This window comes from Comamonas badia DSM 17552 (assembly GCF_000484635.1).
In the GTDB taxonomy this organism is placed as follows: domain Bacteria; phylum Pseudomonadota; class Gammaproteobacteria; order Burkholderiales; family Burkholderiaceae_C; genus Comamonas_C; species Comamonas_C badia.
Genome location: NZ_AXVM01000004.1, coordinates 173,686 through 195,372 on the forward strand (window position 1 = coordinate 173,686; position 21,687 = coordinate 195,372).

At 66.7% G+C, this 21,687-nt stretch carries 20 protein-coding genes; 12 read left to right on the forward strand and 8 right to left on the reverse strand.

The features are described 5' to 3' along the window. Position 1 precedes the first annotated feature (1 nt). Together K320_RS0110055 and K320_RS0110060 are read right to left on the reverse strand one after the other, a co-directional pair. A complete protein-coding gene (locus K320_RS0110055) occupies positions 2-1,153 on the reverse strand; it encodes a DegT/DnrJ/EryC1/StrS family aminotransferase (protein ID WP_024538710.1) in 1,152 nt (383 codons plus the stop codon). Beyond that, on the reverse strand, positions 1,150-2,799 hold the full coding sequence (locus K320_RS0110060) for an O-linked N-acetylglucosamine transferase, SPINDLY family protein (RefSeq protein ID WP_084301233.1): 1,650 nt from the start codon (positions 2,797-2,799) through the stop codon (positions 1,150-1,152). The genes K320_RS0110055 and K320_RS0110060 overlap by 4 nt, the downstream gene beginning before the upstream one ends. A gap of 201 nt (positions 2,800-3,000) precedes the next feature. Between K320_RS0110060 and K320_RS0110065 the strand changes: the two genes are divergently transcribed. The 5 genes from K320_RS0110065 (at position 3,001) to K320_RS0110085 (ending at position 9,969) form a co-directional block, all read left to right on the forward strand. Then, on the forward strand, positions 3,001-3,927 hold the full coding sequence (locus tag K320_RS0110065) for an MBL fold metallo-hydrolase (RefSeq protein WP_024538712.1): 927 nt from the start codon (positions 3,001-3,003) through the stop codon (positions 3,925-3,927). A gap of 172 nt (positions 3,928-4,099) precedes the next feature. Next, the gene (locus tag K320_RS0110070; RefSeq protein ID WP_024538713.1) at positions 4,100-6,412 is read left to right on the forward strand and encodes a TonB-dependent receptor; all 2,313 of its coding nucleotides are present in this window, start codon (positions 4,100-4,102) and stop codon (positions 6,410-6,412) included. A 107-nt stretch (positions 6,413-6,519) separates the two neighbouring features. After that, positions 6,520-8,145 carry a thiamine pyrophosphate-binding protein gene (locus tag K320_RS0110075; protein WP_024538714.1) on the forward strand — a complete coding sequence of 542 codons (1,626 nt, stop codon included), beginning with the start codon at positions 6,520-6,522 and terminating at the stop codon, positions 8,143-8,145. Between the two features lie 52 nt (positions 8,146-8,197). After that, positions 8,198-9,292: an alpha-hydroxy acid oxidase gene (locus tag K320_RS0110080; protein ID WP_024538715.1), complete on the forward strand. Its 1,095-nt coding sequence runs from the start codon at positions 8,198-8,200 to the stop codon at positions 9,290-9,292. Continuing rightward, complete coding sequence (locus K320_RS0110085; RefSeq protein WP_024538716.1) at positions 9,286-9,969, forward strand: Fe2+-dependent dioxygenase; 684 nt, start codon at positions 9,286-9,288, stop codon at positions 9,967-9,969. Before K320_RS0110080 ends, K320_RS0110085 begins: the two co-directional genes overlap by 7 nt. On the opposite strand, the gene K320_RS0110090 is transcribed toward K320_RS0110085, so the two are convergent. From K320_RS0110090 to K320_RS0110100, 3 genes are all read right to left on the reverse strand, one after another. Next, the gene (locus K320_RS0110090) at positions 9,966-10,850 is read right to left on the reverse strand and encodes a LysR family transcriptional regulator (protein WP_051384899.1); all 885 of its coding nucleotides are present in this window, start codon (positions 10,848-10,850) and stop codon (positions 9,966-9,968) included. The two genes, K320_RS0110085 and K320_RS0110090, sit on opposite strands and share 4 nt — an antisense overlap. A 69-nt stretch (positions 10,851-10,919) precedes the next feature. After that, a complete protein-coding gene (locus tag K320_RS18105) occupies positions 10,920-11,165 on the reverse strand; it encodes a hypothetical protein (protein WP_024538718.1) in 246 nt (81 codons plus the stop codon). 1 nt (position 11,166) lies between these two features. Beyond that, positions 11,167-11,388: an addiction module protein gene (locus tag K320_RS0110100; RefSeq protein ID WP_024538719.1), complete on the reverse strand. Its 222-nt coding sequence runs from the start codon at positions 11,386-11,388 to the stop codon at positions 11,167-11,169. Between the two features lie 152 nt (positions 11,389-11,540). Between K320_RS0110100 and K320_RS0110105 the strand changes: the two genes are divergently transcribed. Beyond that, positions 11,541-12,902 (forward strand): aspartate aminotransferase family protein, encoded by a 1,362-nt coding sequence (locus K320_RS0110105; protein ID WP_024538720.1) that lies wholly within the window; start codon positions 11,541-11,543, stop codon positions 12,900-12,902. 301 nt (positions 12,903-13,203) lie between these two features. Here the strand turns inward: K320_RS0110105 and K320_RS0110115 are convergent, their stop codons facing one another. Both K320_RS0110115 and K320_RS0110120 read right to left on the reverse strand, forming a co-directional pair. Continuing rightward, the gene (locus K320_RS0110115) at positions 13,204-13,593 is read right to left on the reverse strand and encodes a cupin domain-containing protein (RefSeq protein ID WP_029696024.1); all 390 of its coding nucleotides are present in this window, start codon (positions 13,591-13,593) and stop codon (positions 13,204-13,206) included. An 82-nt stretch (positions 13,594-13,675) separates the two neighbouring features. Further along, a complete protein-coding gene (locus K320_RS0110120) occupies positions 13,676-13,975 on the reverse strand; it encodes a hypothetical protein (RefSeq protein ID WP_024538722.1) in 300 nt (99 codons plus the stop codon). Positions 13,976-14,167: 192 nt separating this feature from the next. On the opposite strand from K320_RS0110120, the gene K320_RS18110 reads away from it, so the two are divergent. Next, positions 14,168-15,712 (forward strand): winged helix-turn-helix domain-containing protein, encoded by a 1,545-nt coding sequence (locus K320_RS18110; RefSeq protein ID WP_024538723.1) that lies wholly within the window; start codon positions 14,168-14,170, stop codon positions 15,710-15,712. Positions 15,713-16,020: 308 nt separating this feature from the next. On the opposite strand, the gene K320_RS0110130 is transcribed toward K320_RS18110, so the two are convergent. Then, entirely contained in the window at positions 16,021-16,878 is an 858-nt protein-coding gene (locus tag K320_RS0110130; protein WP_024538724.1) for a FadR/GntR family transcriptional regulator, read from the reverse strand. Between the two features lie 199 nt (positions 16,879-17,077). Between K320_RS0110130 and K320_RS0110135 the strand changes: the two genes are divergently transcribed. From K320_RS0110135 to K320_RS0110155, 5 genes are read left to right on the forward strand one after another with little or no spacing between them, the layout of a single operon-like run. Next, the gene (locus K320_RS0110135; RefSeq protein WP_024538725.1) at positions 17,078-18,283 is read left to right on the forward strand and encodes an ABC transporter substrate-binding protein; all 1,206 of its coding nucleotides are present in this window, start codon (positions 17,078-17,080) and stop codon (positions 18,281-18,283) included. Between the two features lie 33 nt (positions 18,284-18,316). Then, the gene (locus K320_RS0110140) at positions 18,317-19,177 is read left to right on the forward strand and encodes a branched-chain amino acid ABC transporter permease (RefSeq protein ID WP_024538726.1); all 861 of its coding nucleotides are present in this window, start codon (positions 18,317-18,319) and stop codon (positions 19,175-19,177) included. Between the two features lie 5 nt (positions 19,178-19,182). Beyond that, a complete protein-coding gene (locus K320_RS0110145) occupies positions 19,183-20,193 on the forward strand; it encodes a branched-chain amino acid ABC transporter permease (RefSeq protein WP_024538727.1) in 1,011 nt (336 codons plus the stop codon). Continuing rightward, the gene (locus K320_RS0110150; protein ID WP_024538728.1) at positions 20,190-20,972 is read left to right on the forward strand and encodes an ABC transporter ATP-binding protein; all 783 of its coding nucleotides are present in this window, start codon (positions 20,190-20,192) and stop codon (positions 20,970-20,972) included. Before K320_RS0110145 ends, K320_RS0110150 begins: the two co-directional genes overlap by 4 nt. Beyond that, entirely contained in the window at positions 20,969-21,676 is a 708-nt protein-coding gene (locus K320_RS0110155) for an ABC transporter ATP-binding protein (RefSeq protein WP_024538729.1), read from the forward strand. Before K320_RS0110150 ends, K320_RS0110155 begins: the two co-directional genes overlap by 4 nt. The last annotated feature ends 11 nt before the right edge of the window (positions 21,677-21,687 follow it).

Below are 21,687 nucleotides of genomic sequence, written 5' to 3' on the forward strand. Positions count from 1 at the left end.
CTCACTGCCCCCCGCAGGCCCGCGCCACCACGTCCTGGATCCGCTGCCGCTGCTCCAGCGCCATATCCGGAAAGAACGGTAGCCCCAGCAGCGTTTCGCCCAAGTCGATGGCGCGGTGCGCATTCAATTCGATCGCCCGACCCTGGAGAACCTGCATACCCGTCAACAGCGGCTGGTACCAGCGCCGCGTCATGATGCGCGCCTCTGCGCAGAGGCGTTCAAGCGTGGCCCGGGTTTGCGCGTCCGGCAGGCGCGCGCACAGCAGGGTGGGTGCCATCAAAGAGGCATCGCAGCCCTGCGCCTGCCAGACCAGCCGACCGTTGGCGGCAGCACTCAAAGCAGTAGTCAAATCGCACTGCAGCGCCTGCCTACTCTGCGCGGAAAGCTCCCATTTTGAAAGCGATACCAGCCCGATGGCGGCATGGTATTCACTCATCTTGGCATTGGTGCCCACGCCTGCCAGCGCGCCCACCGGAACGTCTGCCGCCGGGTCCAGATTGATGCCGAAGTTGGAAAGCTGGCGCACCTTGGCCGCCAGCCCGGGGCGGGTGGAGACGACCAGTCCGCCCTCGCCCGCGGGCAGGCTTTTGGTGGTGTGCAGACTGAAGACCAGCGTGCCTTCGGCCCCCTGCAGCCATTGGCTGCCGTAGGCGGCGGCGGCGTCGATGACGACCGGCAGGCCGGTTTCTTTTTCAAACTGGTGCCACTCAAGCATGCCGTGCGGCATGCCGAAGGTGGCGACGGGCAGCACGGCGTCGATATGCATGTGCTGGCATGCGTCACGCGCGATCGCGGGGGTGAGCATCCAGCAATGCGCATCCACATCCGCCAGCACGGGCGTGAATCCGGCGCGCAGCACGGCGGTGGCGGTGGCGACGAAGGTGAAGGCGGGGATGAGCACCCGGGCGCCGGCGGGCAAATCCAGCGCCTGCAGCACCAGTTCCAGCCCCTGGGTGGCATTGGCCACCGTGGTCAATTGCGCCTGGGGCAGGGCAAAACGCCGGGCAAAGGCGGCTTCCAGCTCCCGCACCAGCGGGCCGAAGTTGGAGTAATGGTGCGTGGCGTGCATGCGCCGCAGCCAGGGCAGCAGTTCTTCGGGGCTGGGCATGTCGGGCACCAGCAGGGGAATCCACTCTGGTGCGCTGGTGCTCATGCGGGGGCTTCCATGGCGTCCAGTTGCGCCTGCAGGTCGTCTTCAACGCTGCGGCTCTGGCGGTTGCCGCGCAGGTAGTTGAGCCACATCAGGCGGTAGGCGGCTTCCAGCTCGCCGGTGCGCGCGGCGTAGTCCATGAGCACGCTGCGCTGCAGTTGCGCGCGGGTTTCATGGCGCAGGGCGGCGAGGCGATCGGGATCGCCCATGCATTGGAGCGCCCGTTGCACATAGCCGTCCCCATCATCGGCAACCCACTCGGGCCAGCCCAGGCCCTGGAGCATGCGGGCGGTGGAGGCATCCACGCCGCGCTCGGCATTGAGGGCGACGATGGGCAGGCCCATCCACAGCGCATGCAGCGTGGTGGTACCGCCGGAGACGGGGGCGGTATCCAGCGCCACGTCGGCGACATGGCCCAGTTCCATGAACTGGTTGAGCGGCTGCTGGTGCATCACGAACACGCGCTCCAGTGGCATGCCGGCGGCCTCCACGCGCGGCTGCATGTTGGCCTGCGCGGCCTCTGCAGTGCGCTCCTTGACCATGATGATGAGGCGCGCGTCGGTACGCGCCTGCAGGATGCGCGCCCACAGGCGCAGCATGGCGTCGGTGATCTTGGCCGAGCTGTTGAGCGATATCAGCGTGGGATGGCCGTTCTTGCGCATCGGCGGCTCTTCGCACAGCGGCGCATACGCGGGCGGCGCGTAGCTGGCCATGCTGCCGACGCGAAACAGCGTCTCGTCGTAATACTTTTCATGCCCGGCCGGGGCGATGCCGTAATCGACGATGCGATAGTCCATCGCCTTCATGCCCAGCGGCAGCATGAAGCCCAGCCAGGTGAGCTGCACCGGCGCGGCGCGGCGGGCGAAGGCGAGCAGGCGGTGGCCCGCGGTATGGCCGGAAAGATCCACCAGGATGTCGATCCCGTCGGCGCGGATCTGCGCGCACAGGTCTTCGTCGCTCACGCCCATGGCGTCGTGCCAGTGCGCCACGAAGCGCTGCAGCTCGGCGGTGTACGCATCGTGCCGGCCACTGGAATACACGTGGATTTCCACGTTCTCGGGGTTGTGGTGCTCCAGCACCGGCCGCATGAAGAAGGCGATGGAATGCTCGCGGAAATCCGCCGTGACGTAGCCCACCTTCAGGCGCTTGCGCGGGTTGCGGTCCCGCGCGATGAGCGGCTTGGCCTTGCGCGTGAGCGGATCGGCAAAGCGCCGGCCCCAGTCGCGGTAGACCTGCAGCGCGTTCATCGGGTCGCGGTCGGTGTGCGCGCGGATGTAGGCGCGCATGGCCCAGATGTAGCTCTGCTGGCTGCGCCTGGCGACCTGGTCGATGAGCTCGCAGGCGCGCTCGCGCTGGCCCAGGCTGTAGTAGCTGAAGGCCAGCGCGTGCTGCGCCGCCGGCATGTGGGGCTGCAGCGCCAGCGCCGTTTCCAGTGCCGGCAGGGCCTGCGCGAAGTTGTCCATCTTCACGTAGATGCGCCCGACCCGTGCCCAGATGTCGGCGCGTCGGGGATCGATGGCGAGGGCCGAGGTGTATTGGGTGAGCGCGGCGACGAGGTTCTGGCCGCGATCGGCCTCGCCGGCCAGATGCAGGTTGATCAGTAGATCGGCTTCATCGTCGATGTTCAAGGTAGTGCTCGGTGCGGCCATGCGTGCGTTCCATCCGGTGCGCAGACGCCCCCCGGACGCCTCATCGCCGAATGCTAACCTGCACGCGCAGCGGGAAAGGCCAAAGATGAGCCCCTTTGGGCGGGGATCCGGAGCCTTGAAGCCTTCGCGCCTCGGCGCGCGGGCCCGTGCACTACAGTGCCGACAACCCGCAGGTATCGATTACTTTTGATTTGATAGTGCATGACGCAGAGCCCACAAGCGCTACCGCCAGAAATGACCGTATTTGAACGCGGCTGGCTTTCGGCGAACAACATCCTTTTCACCGGTACGGGCGATACGGCCGTGGTCGATACCGGCTACCACGCCAACGCGGCAGAAACCGTGGCGCTGGTGGAGCGGGCGCTGGGCGATCGTCCGCTCGCGCGCATTCTCAACACCCATCTGCACAGCGACCACTGCGGCGGCAATGCCGCGCTGCAGGCGCGCTGGCCGGGGGCGCGGACCGCCATCCCGCCGGGGCAGCTGGCGCAGGTGCGCGATTGGGACCCGGTCGCGCTTTCCTACGAGCCGACGGGGCAGTTCTGCCCGCGCTTTCATGCGGACGCCGTGCTGCAGCCGGGCACCGAGACGGTGCTGGGCGGCCGCGGCTGGCGGATCCATGCGGCTCCGGGGCACGATCCGCATGCGGTGGTGCTTTTCCAGCCCGATCTGCGCCTGTTGATCTCCGGCGATGCGCTGTGGGAGAACGGCTTTGGCGTCGTGTTTCCGGAATTGGAAGGCGAGCACGCCTTCGCGCAGGTGGCCGCCACGCTGGATCTGATCGAGTCGCTGGCGCCGGCCACCGTCATTCCGGGCCACGGCAGGGTGTTCGATGACGTTCCCGGCGCGCTGGCGCGCGCCCGTGCGCGCCTGGCGGGCTTTGAGGCCGACCCCGCCAAGCACGCGCTGCATGCCGCCAAGGTGCTGCTCAAATACAAGCTGATCGAATGGCGCACCCAGCCGCTGGACGATGCCTACGCCTGGCTCTCGCGCACCGCGTATTTCCAGTGCGTGCACCAGCGCTTCTTTGGCGCCACCGACCGGCGCGCGTGGTTCGGGCAGCTGGTGCAGTCGCTGGCCCGGTCGGGCGCGCTGCGGCTGGAAGACGGCGTGCTGCACGACGCCTGAACGCGGGCAGTCCCAGGCGCGCGGCGCGGCTTTTTTGGCATCGGCGCAACAGCGGGCGCGGCGCACGCCCCTTGCAGCATCCGGGTTTTCCCTTGGTTTGGCGATTTTTTGTTGAATGCGAGTGATTCTCAATAATAATACGCATCGCTTTTGCATTCACTCACAAATTCCCATGCCATCCCACTCCCAAATCTTCCGCCCTTCCAGCCTGCGCCTGGCCACCAGCGTCGCCGCCAGCCTGTCCGCCGCCGCCCTGCTGCCGCTGGCCGCGCAGGCCCAGAGCCAGACCGGCGCGGCGCCCACGGGGGCCGCGTTGCCCACGGTGACGGTCAAGGAGGAAGCGATCGACCCGAATCCGAATGCCGAAGTCGGCGCGCCCTACAAGGCCAAGACCTCGGCCGACTCGCGCCACACCAAGCCGCTGGCGGAGACGCCGGCGACGATTTCCGTCATCACCGGCGCGGCGATCCAGGATTCGGGCGAGACCGACCTCAAGCAGATCCTGAGCGCGCAGCCCGGCATCACCATGGGCACGGGCGAGAACGGCAACATGTTCGGCGACACCTATTTCATCCGCGGCCAGGCCGCCAAGAGCGATGTGTTCGTCGATGGCCTGCGCGACACCGGCATGACCACGCGCGAGAGCTTTGCGGTGGAGCAGATCGAAATCTCCAAGGGCCCGGATTCAAGCTTCGCCGGGCGCGGCACGGCGGGCGGCGCAATCAACGCCATCACCAAGCAGGCCACGCTGGACTACGACTTCACGCGCTTCAATCTGGGCGCCGGAACGGACAAGTACTGGCGCGGCACGGCCGATGCCAACCACGTGTTCAACGACAAATTCGCGCTGCGCGTCAACGCCCTGTACGGCAGCGAGGACGTGCCCGACCGCGGGCCTTCGAGCCGCGAGCGCAAGGGCCTGGCGCTGTCCGGGCTGTGGAAGCCCAGCGACGACCTCTCCGTCACGCTGGATTACTACGGCATGCGCGCCCGGGACGACCAGCCCGACCTGGGCGGCTGGCTGGTGGGCGCCGTGCCCAACCGCGTGCCCGCACGCAACGTGCCGGTGTATGCGCAGGCCAACGACTTCCTGGGTTCGGACGTGGACACGCTGACCGCGCGCGTGAACTACCAGTTCGCGCCCGACGTGAAGCTCACCAGCCTGACGCGCTATGGCACGTCGCAGAACGCCTATGCGATGACGGGCGCCAACGTCGGCGCGCTGGACACCGGCCACAGCCGCTGGCAGGACGTGAACTACTTCGACCACCAGGACAATCTGCGCGTGGACACCGTGCTGGGCGGCATGGACCACGCCTTCATCTTCGGCTTCGAGTACACCGACCACAAGGTGCGGCAGGGCACCTACCAGGTGCACGATGCCAACCCCACCAACTGCACCGTCAGCGGCCGCAACGGGCCGCGCCAGGCCTACTGCCTGAACAACCCCGATGGCTCGCTCATGGGCAATCTCCCGCAGCTCGCGGGCCGCAGCTGGTCGCGCCTGGGCAAAAACCTGGACTGGCGCGCCAAGACCACCTCGCTGTATGCGATGGACACGGTGGATCTGAACCCGCGCTGGACGGTCTTCGGCGGACTGCGCGCCGACATGCTCAAGCTCTCGATCCAGAGCTGGAACAACGCCGGCGCCAACGCCGGCACGCTTGCCGGCGACTATGGCTACAGCGACACGCTCATCAACGGCCACCTGGGGCTGAGCTACAAGATCAACCCGCAGGGCATGGTGTACGCCAGCTACGCCACCTCGCAGGATGTGAACGGCGGCGAGCCCGACGCGGGCACCAACGCCGGCTACGGCGGCATCGTGCTGGTCAACGGCGCCTATGTCGATTCCAAGCCCGAGCGCTCGCAGAGCTTCGAGCTGGGGACCAAGTGGAACCTGCTGGACGACAAGCTGCTCTTCACCGCCGCGGCCTTCCAGACCACCAAGTCCGGCGTGATGGAAGCGCTCAGCACCGAGGAATACGCCACCGAGGGCAGCACCAACACCGGCAAGAACCGCGTGCGCGGCGTGGAATTCGGCCTGACCGGCAACGTCACGCCCAAGCTGCAGGTGCAGGCGGGCGTGGCCTTCATGCGCTCCAAGGTACTCCATTCGGTGCTGCCGGCCAACGTCGGCCTGCCGCTGGCCAACTTTGCCAACACCAGCTATACGGTGCAGGGCAAATACGAGTTCACGCCCGGCTTCTCGTTTGGCGCGCGCATGCGCCACGACAGCAGCCGCTGCGGCGGCCAGCCCGATACCGGCGCGGCCTTCAGCAACGGCATGTGCGCGCAGCCCGTTCCGGCCTTCACGGTGTTTGACCTGTTCGGCAGCTACCGCTTCAACAAGCACGCCGCGCTGCGCGTGAACCTGCTCAACGTCGGCAACAAGGACTACTACACCTCGGTCTACCGCGGCGGCTTCTTCCTCTACAAGGGTGACGCCCGCGCCGTGCGGGTGACGCTGGACATCGACCTGTAAGGCAGCAGGCCGCGAGTGCGTTTCGGGGGGATCCTGGTGGGGAACTCCCTGGAGCCTGTCCGCAGGCTCCTAAAATTTCGGCTCTTGCCACCGTTTGAAAGCCCGCCATGAAGGTCCATGAAGCCATCGCCCAGACGCTGCACGAGGTGGGCGTCACGGAGTTGTTCGGCCTGATCGGCGACGGCAACCTCTACATGGTGGACAGCTTCGTGCGCCAGGGCGGCGGGCGCTACGTCCGCGCGGTGCACGAAGCCGGCGCGGTGCTGATGGCGCTGGGCTGGGCGCAGGTCACGGGCCGCATCGGCGCCGCGACGGTGACGCATGGCGGCGGCCTGACCAACGCGCTCACGCCGCTGGTGGAAGGCGTGAAATCGGGCACGCCCATGGTGCTGCTGGCCGGCGACACGCCGATGGAAGACCGCGAGCACCTGCAGAAGGTGAACCAGCACGAATTCGTCATCGCCACCGGCGCGGGGTTTGAACAGCTGCGCAGCCCGCGCACCGTCGCCAGGGACGTGGTGCGGGCGTTTCACCGCGCCTGGCTGGAGCGCCGCCCCATCGTGCTCAACATGCCGGTGGACTTCCAGTGGCAGGAGGCGACGCCGGAGAAGGTCTCGCTCAAGTTCCCCGAGGTGCGCAGCGCCACCACGGCCAGCAACGACATGGACAACGCGGTCGGCATCATCGCCTCCTCGCGCCTGCCGGTGGTGCTGGCCGGGCGCGGCGCGATGGCGCCCGAGGTACAGGCGGCCATCCGCCGCTTTGCCGCGCGCATCGAGGCGCCGCTCACCACCACGCTGCGCGGCAAGGACCTGTTTCAGGAAGACCCGTTCAACCTCGGCTTCTGCGGCACGCTGAGCAACCCCCTGGCGCTGGAGGTGCTGACGCAAAGCGATTGCATCATCGCCTTTGGCGCGAGCCTGAACAAATACACCGCGGCGCTCGGCAGCCTGACCAGCAAGAAACGCATCATCCAGATCAGCCCGCACCAGGAGGACATCGGCCGCTACACCGATTTCGAGGCCGGACTGGTGGGCGATCTGGACATCCTCGCCGACGCCATGGTGGCGCTGATGGACGAGGCCGAAATCCCCGGCTCGGGCTGCCGCACCGACGAGTTGCGCGAGCGCATCCAGGGCTGGCAACCGGCCACCCGGGTTCGCGGCACGCCGCGCCCCGGCACGGTGGACGTGCTGCAGGCGCTGCAGGCGATCAACGCCGCGCTGCCGCCCGAGCGGCTGTTCGCCACCGACGGCGGGCGCTTCGCCATCGCCGCCTGGGCCGAGATCGACGTGCAGACGCCGCGCCACTTCGTGCACACGCAGAGCTTTGCCGCGATCGGCCTGGGGCTGGGCGAGGCGATAGGCGCGGCCATCGCCTCCGAAGGCAAACCCACGCTGCTGGTGGCGGGCGACGGCAGCTTCATGCTCTCGGGCCTCTCGGAACTGACCACCGCGGTGCGCGAGAAGCTCGATCTGGTGATCGTGGTCTGCAACGACGGCAGCTACGGCGCCGAGTACATCCAGTTCACCAAGAAGGACATGGATCCGTCGCTCTCGCTGCTCGACTGGCCAGACTTTGCCCCCGTGGCACAGGCGCTGGGCATCCCGGCGGCGACGGTGGCCAGCAGCGAAGAGCTTGAGGCCGCGATGGAGCAGCTCAAGGCGCGTGACCGCAGCAAGCCGTTTCTGATCGACATCAAGCTCGATCCCAAGGTAATGCCGGAGTTTTGAATGAAATACGCTGTTTGCGCATATCCATCATGCGCAAGCAGCTAGCAATTTGATGGCAAGCACCGAACGCATTCCCGCCGGCATCCACAACGCCATCGACTACGAGCGCCTGGCGCCCGAGGCGCTGGGCGCGCAGCGCTTTGCCTACATCGCGGGCGGCAGCGGCATGGACGTGACGGTGGCCGCCAACCGCGCGGCATTCGAGCGCTGGGCCATCGTGCCCCGCCTGTTGCGCGATGTGCGCGGCGGGCACTCCAGATTGCAGCTTGCCGGCATGGACCTGCCCCACCCCTTCCTGCTTGCGCCGGTGGCGCATGGCCTGTTGGCACATCCCGAGGCGGAACGCGCCACCGCCCGCGCCGCGCAGGCCACCGGCAGCTGCCTCGTCGCCAGCACATTGACGTCCTGCACGCTCGAAGAGATCGCCGCGGCAGCAGGCCCGGCGCGCTGGTTTCAGCTCTACCTGCAGCCCGAGCGCGCGCGCACGCTGGACTTGCTGGCGCGTGCGCAAGCAGCAGGCTATCGCGCCATCGTGCTGACGCTGGACGCGAATCTGCAGCTGCCCAGCCGCAGCGCGCTGGCCAGTGGCTTCGTGCTGCCCGCCGACTGCGTGGCGGCGAACCTGGCGCACTACCCGCAGGTGCCTGCGCCCGCGCCGCGTGACGGCCAGAGCCGCATCTTCCAGGGCGCGATGCGCCACGCACCCACCTGGGACGATCTGCGCTGGCTACTGAGCCAAACCCGCCTTCCGATCTGGGTCAAGGGCGTGCTGCATGCAGACGATGCGCGCCAGCTCCAGGACGCGGGCGTGGCCGGCATCGTCGTCTCCAACCACGGCGGGCGCGGGCTGGACGGCAGCCCGGCGAGCCTTGCCATGCTGCCCACCGTACGCGCCGCCGTCGGGCCGGATTACCCGGTGCTGATGGATGGCGGTGTGCGCAGCGGGCTCGACGCCTTCAAGGCGCTGGCGCTGGGCGCCAACGCCGTGCTCATCGGCCGGTTGCAGCTCTACGCGCTGGCCGTCGCCGGCGCGCTCGGCGTGGCGCACCTGCTGCAACTGCTGACCGAAGAACTGCACGCCACCATGGCGCAGGCGGGCTGCGCCACCTTGTCCGACATCACCCCCGAGGTCTTGACTCCATGCTGATTTCGATTGACCAAGTCCTCACCAAAACGGAAGTCGCGCAGTTTCGCGCCGAGCTCGACACAGCGGATTGGGAAGACGGCGCGCGCACCGCCGGCACGCTGGCCAAGGCGGTCAAGCACAACCAGCAGCTTCAGGACGGCAGCGCCCTCGCCACCCGCCTGGGCCAGCACATCCTGCGGCGCCTGGCGGCCACGCCGCTCTTCGTCAGCGCCGCGCTGCCGCGCACGATTTACCCGCCCAAATTCAACCGCTACGCCGATGGCGGAGAGTACGGCGCGCATGTGGACAGCGCGCTGATGTTTCTGCCCGATGCCAGCCGGCAGATGCGCACCGATCTATCGGCGACGCTGTTCCTCGCCGAGCCCGAGGAGTACGAGGGCGGCGTGCTCGAAGTGGAAGGGCCGTTCGGCGTCCAGCAGGTCAAGCTCGCCGCCGGCGACATGGTGCTCTACCCGTCGAGCAGCCTGCACCGCGTGACGCCCGTCACGCGCGGCGCACGCATCGCCTCGTTTTTCTGGATCGAGAGCCTGGTGCAGGACGAGACCGAACGCACGCTGCTGTTCGATCTGGACCAGAGCGTGCAGCAGTTCACGCCGCTGGTGGCGCTAGGCGATGCGCGGCTGGTGCAGCTCACCGGCGTCTATCACAACCTGCTCAGGCGCTGGAGCAAACCCTAGGCCGCATGCGCCTGCACCAGGCATTGCTGAAACAGCAGCGCCGCGCGGCTGGGCGCCGGTGAGCGGCGCAGCAGGCTGACGAACTGGCAGTGGTAGTGAAACCGATCCGGCCGCACCACCCGCAGCCGCCCGGCGCGTTCGAAGGATTCGGCGTAATGGTCGGGCAGAAACCCCAGAAAACGCCCGGACAGCACCAGCGTCGCTATCGATTCCTGATCGAACCCTGTGGCCGCGCGCGCAAGGCGCGCCTCGTGCGAGAGTTCCATGTTGGGCGAGTGGTAGCCCAGACCCGCAAACGGATGCTGGCGCAGTGCGTCCCAATCCAGGGCGGCATGCGAGACCTTGAACAGGGGATGGCCCACGCCGCAATACAGCCGCATGGTTTCACCGAACAGATCCGCATACACCAGGCTCTGCGAACTGCGGTGCGCCGGGATGATGCCCACCTGAAAGCTGCCGTCCATCACCCCGCGCTCTATCGCCGAGATCGAGCCCACATGCAGTTGCATCTGCACGTCGGGCGCCTGCACCGCAAAGGCGGCGATCGCCTGGTGAATCCGGGCCGCCGGGTTGCTGGCGGTCTTGTCGAATACCGCCAACGCCAGCTGCCCGCCCATGCGCGCATGGATGTCGTCGATGCTGTCGCGAAACCCGCGCATCGCCGTCAGCAGCCTCAGGGTTTCCTCGTACACCCGCTGGCCCTCGGGCGTCAGCGCAAACCCGGCGCGGCCCCGGCGGCACAGCGTCATTCCGAGGCGCGTCTCCAGGTCCTTCACGTGGCGGCTGACGGTGCTGGTGCCGATGTTCAGTTCCAGTTCGGCCGCCGCCATGCCGCCGCATTCGACCACCGCCTTGAAGACCTGCAGCAGGCGCAGGTCCATGTCGGCGAGCTGGCCAAGCACGGCGCGCGGGCGAGATGAAGGTGGCGGCGAGCGCGACACGAGCACTGCCTACGAATCGCCCAGCCGCTGCACAATCGATTCGGGATTCTGGCGGCAATCCAGTATGGCCACGACCGTGGCAATGCCGTCCTTCAGATCGTAATAAATCGCAAAGGGGAAACGGGCGGCAAGGGCACGATGCAAGCGGCCATCGGGCTTGGGATGAATACCCGCGTAGAGGGCCAGCGCATCGATATCGGCAGACAGGCTGTCAAAAAAATAGTCGCCGACGCGCGCAATCCGCACCTGCGTCACGTCACGTCGCCTTGGTCTGCGTACGGATGCGCTCCCTGGCCTGCGCCCACGGCGCAGCCGCTTCCGCGCCACTGTCCAGGCGCTGAAGGCGCTGGACCAGTACCTCCTGGTGCCACGTCGGCACGGCCGCACTGGCAGCCTGCGCACTCAGCGCGTCCCACAGTTTTTCCATGAGCATCAGCTTCTCGGCCACAGGCAGCTCGGCGATATCGATGGCGGTCATGGCGGCTCCATCACGTGAATGTGCAAGCATGCTAACCGATGGAGCAATAGCCGTCATTCGCTTTCACAAATTCGCAAGTAAATTGTGATATTTGTTGATTTGACGAATCATTATCCACTACCACAATGCCGCATCTTCCCGAGGAGTACACCATGTCTTTCGCCGTGATCGATGAAGCCCCCGCCACCGCCGCCCCCCGCCTGGATGCCGCCTGGCTCGAAGCGCACTGGATGCCGTTTTCGGCCAACCGCAACTTCAAGGCGCACCCGCGCATGATCGTGGGCGGCCAGGGCGCGTACTACACCGACGTGGACGGCCGCAAGATTTTCGACGGTCTCTCGGGTCTGTGGACCACGGGCCTGGGCCACGGCCGCAAGGAGATCGCGCAGGCCATCGGCCAGGCCGCCGCCACGCTGGATTACGCGCCGGCGTTCCAGTTCGGCCACCCGGCCTCGTTCGAACTCGCCAACCGCATCAAGGCGCGCATGCCCCAGGGGCTGGATTACGTGTTCTTCACCAGTTCGGGCTCGGAGGCGGCCGATACCTCGCTCAAGATGGCGCGCGCCTACTGGCGTGCCAAGGGGCAGGCGGGCAAGACACGCCTTGTGGGGCGCGAGAAGGGCTACCACGGCGTGAACTACGGCGGCATCTCGGTGGGCGGCATGGCCGGCAACACCAAGGCCTTTGGCCAGGGCCTGGAGGCCGACCACCTGCCGCACACCCAGCCGCCGCTGGGGTCGTTCCATCGCGGCATGCCGCCGCTCGATGGCAAGGCGCTGGCCGATCGCCTTCTGGACGTGATCGCGCTGCACGACGCGAGCACCATTGCCGCCGTCATCGTCGAGCCCTTCTCCGGTTCAGCCGGGGTGGTGATTCCGCCTGCGGGCTACCTGCAGCGCCTGCGCGAAATCTGCACGCAGAACAACATCCTGCTCATCTTCGACGAGGTCATCACCGGCTTTGGCCGCGCGGGCGGCTGGACGGGCTCGGAAGTGTTCGGCGCCACGCCCGACATCCTGAACTTTGCCAAGCAGATCACCAACGGCGCGCAGCCGCTGGGCGGCTGCGTGGCAGCCAAGGAAATCTACGACACCTTCATGCACGCCGCAGGCCCCGAATACCTGCTGGAGTTTGCCCACGGCTACACCTATTCCGCCCACCCGGTGGCCTGCGCGGCGGGCAACGCCACGATGCAGTTGCTGGAGCAGGAAGACGCCCCGGCACGCGTGAAGGCGCTGGCGCCGGTGTTTGAAAACCTGGTGCACGGCCTCAAGGGTGCGAAACATGTGCTGGACATCCGCAACTACGGCCTGGCCGCGGGCTTCAGCATCGCGCAGATGCCGGGCGAGCCGGGACGGCGCCCCTACGAGATCGCCATGGCGTGCTGGAAGAAGGGCTTCTACGTGCGCTATGGCGGCGACAGCATCCAGCTCGCGCCACCCTTCATCAGCACCGAGGCGGAGCTGCAGCGGCTGGTGAGCGCGCTGGGGGATGCATTCGCAGAGACGGTGTAGCTCTTTTTTGATAGCTGCATCCGCAGATTTCAAGCCAGAAAGATTCAAGTCAACCCGATTACTTACACATCTCAGAGCAGCGTTGTTTCGCGGCTGAGGTACGTATCCCAATCAGGCCAGTCCAGGTACCGCAACTATTTGGTCAGTGCGCGGCCATGGTCTTGAAGGTCATCGGCATGCGGCCGATGTGCAAGCGCTGGCCCCCACCAGGCTGGAAATGCCGGGCTGGCACGGCGATTTCCATCTTCGTCTCCGGTGGGTTGATGCGGGTGTGCGTGCGCCCGCAGCAGCACGAAAGACCTCAGGGTTCGACCGACTCGAGCTCTTGCGTCGCAAAGTCGGCCGGAAGCACCACCTCCAGTATCTCGACGTCGCCGCTGTGGCCCAGCTCGCGGTGGCGGATGTCGTGCGGCTGGTAGGTGCAGGAGCCGGCCTCCAGCCGCACGGCGCCCTGGCCTTCGTACTCGAACTCGATCCAGCCTTTCAGGACGTACACCAGCTGGAATTCGGTGTCGTGCCGGTGCGGCTGGTTGGAAAAATTTTGCCCTGCCACCGCCCGGATGATGTGGGCACCGACGCGCCCATCGGTGGCTTTCCGGATGCCCAGATCGCGGTACTCGAAGAACGCGCGAAGGCCGCGCTCGAAACGGGCGTCCCGGGCATGGGTGACGGTGAAGCCTTGCGTGCTCATCATGTGCTCCTTTTCTCGGAATTTGATTCGGGCACCGGCTCTGGTGGCATTGCCGGTGCCGGTGCCAGTCGCCGCGGCCCACTCACACCGTCTGCCAGATGCCATCGTGCATGCTGCCGGCGATGAAGCAGTCGGCGGCGCCGTTGACCATGTCCCAATATTTTGGGTCGGCCGTCATCTTGGCGTTTGCGGCTTCCAGCGCCGCCAGGTCGGCATGGCGGGCGGACCAGGCAACACGCTGCGGGTTGCCGCCCACGGGGCGCAGCACTTCGACGTCCAGATGGTGGCTGCTTTTCAGAAAGCCGGCGATTTCCTTGGCAAAACCCATTGCGGCCACCTGCTTTCCGGGTTTGATGCTGGCCACGCGAACGAATGCAATCATGAGGTTCTCCGAATGCCGCCGAACCAGGGTATCGGGGCCAGGACCTGGCGGCGCGGCTGGCTCCCGGGCACGGCCATCGGCCATGCCGCTGGCAGTGTGGGCCCCATCGCGTGCTGCGTCCTTTATCGTTCTTAAATCTTGCTAAACGGACACAGCGGCGGTTAGATTGCGCGTCGTCGCACGAAAGCCCCCATGTCCGAGCCCCTGGTGTTTGGTCGCTTTACCTTGCTGCTGGATCAGCGCCGTCTGCTGGACAACGGCGCGCCGGTCAGCCTGGGTGCGCGGGCGTTCGACCTGCTGGCCACGCTGGTGCAGCACCGCGACCGCGTGGTATCCAAGGACGAACTGCTGCGCTGCGTGTGGCGCGATGCGGTGGTCGAGGAAAACAACCTCAGCGTGCAGGTCTCCACCTTGCGCAAGCTGCTGGGCGCCGACGCGCTGGACACCGTGGCGGGTCAGGGCTACCGCTTCACGCTGCCGATCAGCGCGCCGGCGCCGCCGCCAGTGGGTGGCGATGGGGTGCTGGGCCTGCCCGACAAGCCGTCGATCGCCGTGCTGCCCTTCGATGGCGCCGGCCACCATCAAGACGATGCCATGCTGATCGACGCGCTGGGCGATGAACTGATCGACGCGCTGTCGCGCCTGCATTCGCTGTTTGTCCTTTCGCGCCACGGCGTGCAAGGCTATCGCGGACGCCCGGTGCACCCGCGCGAGGTGGCGCGCGAACTGGGCGTGCGCTACCTGCTGACAGGCGGCGCGCGCCGCCTCGGCCCCCAGATGCGCGTGGCCGCGGCCCTGATCGATGCACAGAGCGGCCAGCAGATCTGGAGCGAGCACTACGACAGCGGGGTCGGCGAGCAGGCCGCGTTACCGCACGGGCTGGTCCGCGCCATCGTGATGGCGATGGCCCCGCATATCGAACACGCCGAGATCGAGCGGGCATGGCTGCCACGGCCGCCCAGCAGCAGCGCCTACGCGCTGGCGCAGCGCGCCTGGGCTCAGTGCCGAGAGGGGCTGTCGCGCTCCAACCGGGGCGCACGCGATGCCGCCATCACATTGGCCCAGGAGGCACTGGCCATCGACGGGCGCTGCGGCGCGGCGCTCAACGCCATCGTCGATGCGCTTTCATGGCACATCTATTTCGCCACCGGCGCGCCGACGGCACAGGCCGACGCGCTCCAGGCGGCCGGGCGCGCCGTGGCGATGGACCGCAACGACGCGCTGGCCTGGCGCGGCCGCGGCTGGCTGATGTTCGTGAGCGGCAAGCTGCCAGAGGCAGTGGCGGATTTCCAAAGCTCGCTGGAGCTGAACCCGAACGACGCCATCACCCTGGCCCGGCTGGGCATGTGCGAGGCGGTCTCCGGCGACCCCGCTGGCGGCCTGCGCCGCTGCATGCAAGCCATTCGCCTGAGCCCGCGCGACCCGGCGCGTTTTCACCTGCTCGGCAACCTGGTGTGGGCGCAGTTCGCGGCACGGGCGTACGACGACGCCATCGACACGGCGCGCCAATCGCTGCGCGAGTCCGATCTTGCAAGCACACGGCTGTGCCTGATTCTCTGTCTGGCGGGCGCGGGCGACTGGCCCCGCGCCATCGCCGAACTGCGCGTGCTGAAGCAGCAAGCGCCGGACATGGTCGCCGTGCGGCTGGCCGGCGTATGGCTGGCGACCGATGCGGAGGTGCGCGGGCGGGAGACGGCGTTCCTGGCGGAAGCCGCGCGGCGGATGGCGGACGAGTGAGCGGCGCAGCGGGCGAAAGACGACGACGGCCCAACGGTGGCGGACTTGCTGGACAATCCACTGAACGCCGGCCAGCTGGCCTACAGCGCACCAGCCCGGCTGGTGACGGCCGGCAACGCATTCACCCAAGCAGGGCCCCGAACGCAAGCCCCGCCCCTTGCGCCACGAGAGTGCTTGTGGCCGCTGGCAGGGCGCGCCTGGGCATGGATTGCCGGCGTTCAGGCACACAAGCGGCCGTGATCGCCACTGCCCCGTGCTGGTGCATCAAGAGCCGCAGGCGATGCACCGTCCATGCCGCGGCAGGTTTTCTACCCACCGCCAGCGGCGCGCTTGCGGACACCCCTGGCGGCAACGACAACGCTGGAGCCCGCCAGCACACCACGCGGACGGCGCAGCGTGTCCGCATCCAGGATCAACCGCCCCTGAATCCGCCCCTTCATGCGCTTGACGCTGCTGGCCGCGTCGCGCATGTGCTGCGCCATCAGCGCGCGCACTGCCTCGGCGTCTCGCGCCCGCGCCGCCTTCACGATGTCGCGGTGAAACTGCGCATTGGCCTCGCCAAATCGCCGGTGCTCGGCCTGCGGCGTGCGGTTGCCGAAGACGATGAGATGGCGAATCATCTCGTTGATGAGCTCACAGGAAAAGCGCAGGAACGGATTGGGATTGGCGGCGGCCAGGATGTCGTGAAAATTCACGTCCTCACGCCGCTGCGTTACCAGATCTTCACGGCTCTGCGTCGGGTCGCAGCAGGCAATGCTGTGTTCCAGCGCTTCGAAATCCGCGTCCGTGAGATGGGGCACGGCACCCGCCGCCAGTTCGGGCTCCAGCATCTGCCGCACGGTATAGATGTTTTCGATCGTCACTTCCTGAAAAAACAGGTAGTTCTGCATGAATTGCAGCGTGCGATCCAGCGGTACCTCGGCAATCGTGCCGCCTCCCGTCGGGCCCGTGGAAATGGTGATGAGGCCCTGCACCTCCAAAGCCTTGAGCGCCTCGCGGATCGTGCCCTTGCTGACCTGAAACTGCCCCTGCAAGTCGCTTTCGTGCGGCAGACGGTCGCCGGGCGTCAGGTTTTTTTCGGTGATCAGTCGCTTGATCTCCTGCGCGACGAGATCGGAGCGCTTGAGCTGGCGAATGCGTGGCGAAGCGGCTTTTCGGGTGGCCATGGTGATGCTGTCCTCGGCGAATGGTGGGCGATGAGCAACCCGAACGGCCCAGCGGTTAGGGTTTTCACTCGTCATGTTTATCCGATTTATCACTATAAATCGGTACGGGGAACATGGCTAGCCCGCTGGGGTGTCTGCATCAGCGAATCTGCACGTGTACCCGACCCGCCCCTTGTGTTTCACCTACCGGAGCCCCTTCATGCAACGTCGACAACTTCTGCAAGCCGCCGCGCTCGGCGCGCTCCCTTCGTCCCTGTCCTTGCTCTCCAGCGCTTGGGCGCAAGCCAAGGACACGATCCAGTTCGGTTGCCCCGTGCCCATGTCGGGGCCATTCGCCGCCAACGGCAAGTTCGCCGATCTGGGAATGAAGCTGGTGATCGAGCAGTACGGCAAGGCGCTCGGCAAGCCGCTGGCCTATACCTTGCTAGACACCGAAGGCAAGCCTGCCACCGCCGTGCGCAAGGTGCAGGAAGCGGCCGAACAGCAGGGCGCGCGCTTTTTCGCGGGCGGCATTCTTTCGTCCGAAGCGCTGGCCATGGGCAAGGAACTCGACAAGATCGGCGGCATGTTCATCACCACCGCCGGCGCCGACGAGATCACCGGCAAGGACTGCAACAACGCCACCTTCCGCTGGTCCGTGCCCACCTTTGGCGCCATCGAGCAGACCGTGCGCCCGCTGGTCGACGCCAACCCCAAGGCCAAGCGCTGGTACACCATCACGCCACAGTACGTCTTCGGCGACGGCCTGCTGTCGGCGGCCAAGAACATCTTCAAGGAAAAGGGCATCGAGCATGTGGGCAACAGCTACCACTCGCTGACCGAGAAGGAATTCAGCGGCTACCTGACCAACGCCGCCGCCGCCAAGCCCGACGTGCTGCTGCTGCTGAATTTCGGCGCGCAGTCCTCGGACACGCTGCGCCAGGCCGTGAGCTTTGGCATGCACAAGAACATGACCATCCTGATCGCCTGGGCCTCGGGGCTGGAGCAGTTCGAATCGCTCGGCGCGGACCTGTGCGAAGGCGTGTACTTCGGCGCGCAGTACTGGCACACGGTGGATGCGCCGCTCAATCAGGACCTGGTCAAGCGCTGCCAGGAAAAATTCAAGTCCAACCCCAACTACAGCCTGGCCGGCTCCTACATCTGCACCAAGTTGTTCATCGACGCCATCATCAAGGCGGGCACCACCGACCAGAAGGCCGTGATCGCGGCACTGGAGGGCATGAAATACCAGGGCCTGACGGGCGAAGAAGAGGTGCGCAAGGGCGACCACCAGGTGCTCAAGAACTACTACCTGCTCAAGGGCAAGGCCAAGGCCAAGATGAGCAACAAGGACGATTTCGTGGACGTGGTCAGTTCCGGCAAATCCTTCCTGCCGGTGGATCAGACCGGCTGCAAGCTGGGCTGATTCCCACGCGGCCCGTCCATCAGAGCCCGCGCCATGAACATCTACCTGCTGCAGACCATCAACGGCATCGGCATCGGCATGCTGTATTTCCTGCTGACCGTCGGCATGTCCATCGTCTTCGGCCTGCTGCGCTTCGTGAATTTCGCGCATGGCGCGTTCTACCTGATGGGCGCCTACTTCTGCTATCAGATGACGCGCTGGGGCATCAGCTTCTGGTGGTCGCTGCTGTTCGCGCCGCTGGCCGTGGGGGCCATCGGCTGGGCCACCGAAAAGCTGCTGCTGCGCCATGTCTACGCCAAGCCGCACGAGTTCCACATCCTGGTCACCGTCGGCCTGGCGCTGGTGGTGCAGGAGCTGGTGATACTGCAGTGGGGGCCGCTGGGCGACAGCGTGGCCACCCCCGATCTGCTGCAGGGCGTGGTGATGTGGGGCGCGTTCGTCTACCCCAAGTACCGGCTGTTCGTGATCGGCTTCACCGCCGTGCTGGCAGTGCTGCTGTGGTGGGTGCTGGAAGGCACACGGCTGGGCAGCGCGGTGCGCGCGGGCAGCGAATCAACCGAGATGGTGTCGCTGCTGGGCATGAACGTGTTCGCCATCTTCAGCCTGGTGTTCGCGCTGGGCGCGGCCACGGCGGCGCTGGCCGGGGTGCTGGCGGCGCCGATTCGCGGCGCAGAGCCCTTCATGGGCATAGAGGCGCTGGGCGTGGCCTTCGTCATCGTCGTCGTGGGCGGCCTGGGTAGCTTCAGCGGCGCGCTGGTCGGCGGCCTGCTGATCGGCATCGTGCAGAGCGTGATGAGCACGCTCTGGCCCGAGGGCGCGCGCATCATGATCTACGTAGCCATGGCCGCCGTGCTGCTGCTGCGTCCCCATGGCCTGCTGGGCCGCAAGGTGTAATCACCATGACCAAGCATTCACATTTTCTGCTCGCGCTGGCCATTGTTCTGACCATGCCGCTGTTCATGCGCTCGGGGTCCCTGGCCAGCGAGGTCCTGATCTACGCGCTGGCTGCGATGGGCTGCAACCTGCTGCTGGGCTATACCGGGCTGCTCTCGTTCGGCCAGGGCATCTTCTTTGGCCTGGGCAGCTACACCATCGCGCTGCTGCTCACGCGTTGGCCTCTGCCCATGCCGCTGGCCTTGCTGGCCGCCATCGCCGTGGGGGCGCTGGGCGCTGCCATCATCGGCTCCATCGCCATCCGGCAACGCGGCACCTATTTCGTGATGCTCACGCTGGCGTTTGCGCAGATGTTCTATTTCATCGCCTATTCACTGCCTGGCCTCACCGGCGGAGACAACGGCCTGCTCGATATTCCGCGCCCCTCGCTTGCCATCGCGGGCCAGACGCTGTGGCCGCTTGCCACACCCTGGCAGTACTACGGCTTCGTCGCCGTGCTGTTCCTGCTCGCCTTCTGGCTGCTGCGACGCATCTGTGATTCGATCTTCGGCCGCACCCTGCTGGCCGTGCGCGACAACGAGGAGCGCGCCGCCGCCGTGGGCTACGACCTGCGCCTGTTGAAGCTGCAGGCCTTCGTGATTTCGGGTGCCGTCACCGGCCTGGCCGGCGCGCTGCACGCCATGATGACCGGTATCGCACCGCTGTCCAACGTGGAATACCACACCAGCGAGATGATCATCGTGATGACTGTGATCGGCGGCACCAGCAACCTGCTCGCCTCGCTGCTCGGCGCCGCCTTCTACGTGCTGCTGGGCGACTGGCTGTCCACATTGTGGCCGCGCTGGCTGCTGCTGCTGGGCGTGGTGCTGATGGTGGTCAGCCTGGGCCTGCAACGCGGCCTGTGGGGCCTGGGCGAGAGCCTGTGGGCGCTGGTGCGGCGCAAGAAGCTTGAACCGGCTGCGCCTGCGGAGTTGCCGGAATCCAGCCCGACCGAACGCAGCGGAGGCTTGGTATGAGCGCCCCCACCGCATCGCCCATCCTGCTCGAAGCACAGGGCGTGGCCAAGCACTACGGCAAGTTCGTCGCGTTGGGCGGCGTTGACCTGCAGGTACGCGCCAACACCGTGCATTCGGTGATCGGCCCCAACGGCGCGGGCAAGACCACGCTGTTTCACATGCTCACCGGCACCAAGACCGTGACCGGCGGGCGCATCGTCTTCGACGGCCACGACGTGACGCACGAACCCGACCACCGGCGCGTGCGCCGTGGCATGGCACGCTCGTTCCAGGTCACCAGCCTGTTTCTGTCGCTCCCGGTGCGCGAAAACCTGCGCCTGGCCGCGCAAGGCATAGCGCCCGCGAAAGCGCTCAATTGCTGGAGCCCGCCCGTGGGGCCGCGCTCCTGTGCCGACACCGTGGCCCAGGTGCTGGAGCGCGTGGGCTTGACCCGTTACGCAGCGACACCCGCGGGCAACCTCTCGCACGGCCAGCAGCGGCGCCTGGAGGTGGGCATGGCGCTGGCCGCCAGGCCCAAGGCCATCTTCCTGGACGAGCCCACCTCGGGCATGGGCATAGACGACCTGGGCGACATGAAGCGGCTGATCCAGGGCCTGAAGGACGAGCACACGGTGGTGCTGATCGAGCACAACATGGGCATCGTGATGGACATCTCGGACACCATCACCGTCATGCAACTGGGGCGCGTGCTGGCCGAGGGCGTGCCCAGCACAATCCGCAGCGACGAGCGCGTGCGCAGCGCCTACCTGGGCAACATGATCACCGGGGGCAAGGAATGAAAACATTGCTGTCGGTAGAGGCCATCCACGCCCATTACGGCAAGAGCCATGTGCTGCAGGGCGTATCGCTGCAGGTGCAGGAGGGCGAACTGGTCACGCTGCTTGGGCGCAACGGCGCGGGCAAGACCACCACGCTCAAGACCATCGCCGGCGTACTGCCGCCCACGCAGGGCCAGGTGCGCTTTGCCGGCGCGACGACCGGCCGCCTGGCCACGCACCAGGTGGCGCAGCGCGGCATCTGCCTGGTGCCCGAGCACCGCGGCATCTTCAAGTTGCTGACGGTGGAAGAAAACCTGCTGCTGGCCCAGCGCAAGAAGTCGCCCTGGCAGCTGCCGGACGTGTACCGCATCTTCCCGCGCCTGCAGGAGCGCCGCAGCAATGGCGGCGGCCAGCTCTCGGGTGGCGAGCAACAGATGCTGGCCATAGGCCGCGCGCTGATGAATGCGCCGCGCCTGCTGATGCTGGATGAGCCGGTCGAAGGCCTGGCCCCGGTCATCGTCGAGGAGATCGTGGCCCAGCTCAAGACCATCAAGGCCGCGGGCGTCACCATCCTGCTCGTCGAGCAGAACCTCGAGGTATGCACCCAACTGGCGGATCGCCACTACATCATCGAACAGGGCGCCATCGTGCACGAGGCGAGCAATGCCGAGTTCCTCTCGGACGCCGCCATCAAGGATCGTTACCTGGGCGTCGGCCTAGTATGACAAGGAGTCTC